Origin of the sequence: uncultured Leptotrichia sp. (genome assembly GCF_938036635.1) — a bacterium.
Lineage (GTDB): Bacteria > Fusobacteriota > Fusobacteriia > Fusobacteriales > Leptotrichiaceae > Leptotrichia > Leptotrichia hongkongensis.
The window spans coordinates 1-3347 of the sequence record NZ_CALHQO010000298.1 but is presented as its reverse complement, the minus strand read 5'-3'; the positions used below and the strand labels follow the sequence as shown (position 1 = coordinate 3347).

Below are 3347 nucleotides of genomic sequence, written 5' to 3'. Positions count from 1 at the left end.
AGCTTTTTATTAATTTTTAGAGTTCTGATAAAGTTGATTCTATTTTCCAGTTTTCTTTGAACTTTATCTTCATTTTCAATCAATTTCTCAAATTCTCCAGTTGTTTCAGTTCTTTTTATTCTCTATCTAAAAAGGGAGAAAATAAACAAATTCTGAATATTTCTCCCTAATTTACTTTTATTATTAATTTTTAAAAACAAATTTCTGGATTAAAAATCACTTTTTAAAATTTCCCCTTTTCTCAAATCACTTCTCATTTTTTGAATAATATCATCCATTTCATCGAGTTTTTTCAAAATTTTCTTTTCTTCAGGGCTTGTTGTAATAATTTTACTGATTCCACCATTTTTTATTATAATTCGTTTGTCTGCTATTAGTGCCAATGTTGGGTCGTGTGTTGCCATTAATACGATTTTGTCTGATGAAACAAGTAATTCCAAGGCTTTTTTCCTGTCAATTCCTGCATTTTCAATTTCATCAATTAGGACAATTGGAGATGAACTTAAAATAGCGGTGTCGGCAATCATTAAAGCACGGGATTGTCCACCACTTAGAGCTGTGATTGCAGTAGTTAAGTCAAATTGCTCTCCAGCTAGATTGTTTGCAGCGGTAATGATTTTTTCCACAGTTTCATCAATGTTTTCAATCATTCGGCTTTGAGCGTGCAACTCTAGAAATTCTTTTACTGATAAATCCATAACGAAATTCATGTTTTGTGATAGTTGTGCGACTAATTTGTTGTTTGAGGAATAACGCCATTTTTTGTCTGGAAGTTCACCGTTTATAAGGATTTGACGCTGTGTTGGAGTATCTTTCTGGGCAGTCCATTCGATGTCGGCAAGAAGTCTTGATTTTCCAGAGCCTGTAGGCCCAACAATGGAAATAATTTCTGATTTATGAATATCAAGCCGCTCAAATCCCTCTTTATTCCCAGATTTATCTTGCCCAGCGACAATTGTAAGCATGTCAATCGAATTTTCCTCTTCCATTCCCAAAAAAAGTTTCATCTGTTCAATGTAGTCAACAAGACTTTCCTCAATTTTTTCCACATCCAGTGCAAAGTCCTCAATTTTATCTTCTGCAAAAGTTACGATGAACTCATGAAATGTCTTATCCTGAAAAGTTTCTACAGGCAAGTGGTTTTCAGTAAAAAAGTTTTCTGCAAAGGGATATTTATTGCTAAGTTCACTAATAGTCAATTTATTTATTAAATCGTTGTTTTTCATATTTTTTCCTTTTTTATTATTTTTATCTATTTTTTTATTGCTGTAAATTCATTTTTCGGACATTACCCATCTGGTATTTTTCACCGATTCTCTTTTCTCCTAAGCAGTAAGAGCAAAGTGCCGATGGCATTGGAAATCTAAGTTCCATTCCCTGAACGCTGTCTATTTCCAGTTCTTTCTCATAAAGAAGTGTGCTTAATTCATACGCTCCCTGTCCAGTAAGCCCGTTAACGTGCATTGTTACAGCTTTTGGATTTACAGAGTTCACACGTGAGGCAAAAACTTCACGTTCAGCTTGTGAAACAATGTCCCCTTTTGTAATAATCACAATATCAGCGGCTTTTAATAATGGTCCAATCTTTTTAGGTGTATTAATTCCTGATAAATTATCGATTACACAGACTCCCTTAATGTCCTTAATATACGGCGAACATCTGTTACAAAGTCCTGCTGATTCAGTAATTAATATTGAAAGGCCAAGGCTGTTTCCCCATTGCACGACTTCCTCGATATTTGATACAAAGAAATGGTCTGGACATAAAGCTCCTGAAATTCCTTTTTTTACTGGGATTCCTGCTTTTGCGTATAATTTGTCATCATCTGTGTAAAGGCAGTCGAATTTTACTACTCCAACTGACATTCCTTGTGATTTTAAGGCTTCTACTGTTTTTAGAATAACGCTTGTTTTTCCTGATGATGGTGGGCCTGAAAATATTATTAAATTCATAGTTATCTCTCCTTTTTTATTTTTTAAATTTTATTGCGCAAGGCTTTTTTGCACATCATTATTAAATTCATCTTCACATTCACGAATAATTTTTCCAATATCATGGCTATAGATATAATCCCAGCCAATCCATTTAAAATTCTGATGCTCTTCTAAATGGTTATCCACATTTGGATTTGTTGATGGGAATTTTCCATTTGCAGAAAAAATTGTTCCAATTTCATTTGACATAAATAAGTCCATAAATGGCTTGATTTTATCTGCCTTAGATTTTTTTGTAATCATAAATATTGGGCTTAGTAAAGCTCCATCTTTTGGCCATACAGCCTCCAAATCTCCTGATCCATCAATCATTTGTGAAAAGAAGTATGGAATAATGCTGACAGCAGGGGCTTCTGGTGTTCGAGTTCTAGCTTTTACCATTTGAGCAGGGTGCAAGCTCTTTTTGTATGAACGTGCCAATTTATGTATCCCGTCCATTCCAAAATCTTTGTAAAGATTTGCAAGAAGGGCATTAAATAAGTCTAAATCAGCCATTGGCAATGCAACTGAGTCTTCAAATTCTTCATTTAACAAGTCTGCCCAAGTTTCTGGTACTTTTCTGTCCCCCAAAGAAGTCTTGTTTACTAAAAATATTGCTGGCACGACTCCCATTATTGCGTAACGCTTTTTAGGATCCCGCAAATCAATAGTTTCGTTGCAGAAATCTTTATTCATATTTTCAAGGTGTGTTTCAAAAATACCATTTTCCATATACTGCCCCATCAAATTTTTATCAAAAAACAGCTCAAATCCAGCCGAAAGCAATATATCCGAAACTTTGTCAGGATTACCTGTCTTAACTTTTTCTACAACCCAGTCAAGCCCTAAATTTGCTGATTTTAAGGTATATGAAATAGTATAATCATTTTTCTCGTTCTGTTCGTTTACCCAGTCTTTTATACCTTCTAAAAGTGGTATTCTGATAGGACAAGGCAGAACTCCTTCAATTATCAAGTCACTATTTTCATCAGCTTTGCTTTCATCCAGTGAAACATCAACATCTGCATCTTTTTGCAAGAATGTTTCCAGCTTTTCAACAAACAGTTCCTGATTAATTTTTTTTGACATAAGTGCCATTTTCAATTTAATATTTTTCCCCATAACCTCAAGCATCTGTTTATTTTTCAATTGCTCAAACCCATTAGCAATAAAAAAGTCAAGAGCTTCAGGATACTTGTCTATAATCTCATAAAGTGTATCGTCTAAACTAAACATTTCAATCTCCTATTATAATATTTTTATTTAAAAAGAGCTGAATCTCAAAAAGTTGCAAGTGAATTTTGGCTCTAATTATAAAAATGTAAAATTATTATAAAAATTATACCATAAAATAAGAATATAAAAGTGTAATA

3 protein-coding genes are annotated in these 3347 nt (G+C 33.4%); all 3 read right to left on the bottom strand.

Going from position 1 to position 3347, the window contains the following annotated elements:
• Window positions 1-209: 209 nt before the first annotated feature.
• From Q0370_RS06010 to Q0370_RS06000, 3 genes are read right to left on the bottom strand one after another with little or no spacing between them, the layout of a single operon-like run.
• Entirely contained in the window at window positions 210-1226 is a 1017-nt protein-coding gene (locus Q0370_RS06010) for an ATP-binding cassette domain-containing protein (protein WP_178936072.1), read from the bottom strand.
• A gap of 34 nt (window positions 1227-1260) precedes the next feature.
• The gene (locus tag Q0370_RS06005) at window positions 1261-1953 is read right to left on the bottom strand and encodes a GTP-binding protein (protein WP_006805894.1); all 693 of its coding nucleotides are present in this window, start codon (window positions 1951-1953) and stop codon (window positions 1261-1263) included.
• Between the two features lie 30 nt (window positions 1954-1983).
• Window positions 1984-3210 carry an ABC transporter substrate-binding protein gene (locus Q0370_RS06000; protein WP_299573399.1) on the bottom strand — a complete coding sequence of 409 codons (1227 nt, stop codon included), beginning with the start codon at window positions 3208-3210 and terminating at the stop codon, window positions 1984-1986.
• Between the last annotated feature and the right edge of the window lie 137 nt (window positions 3211-3347).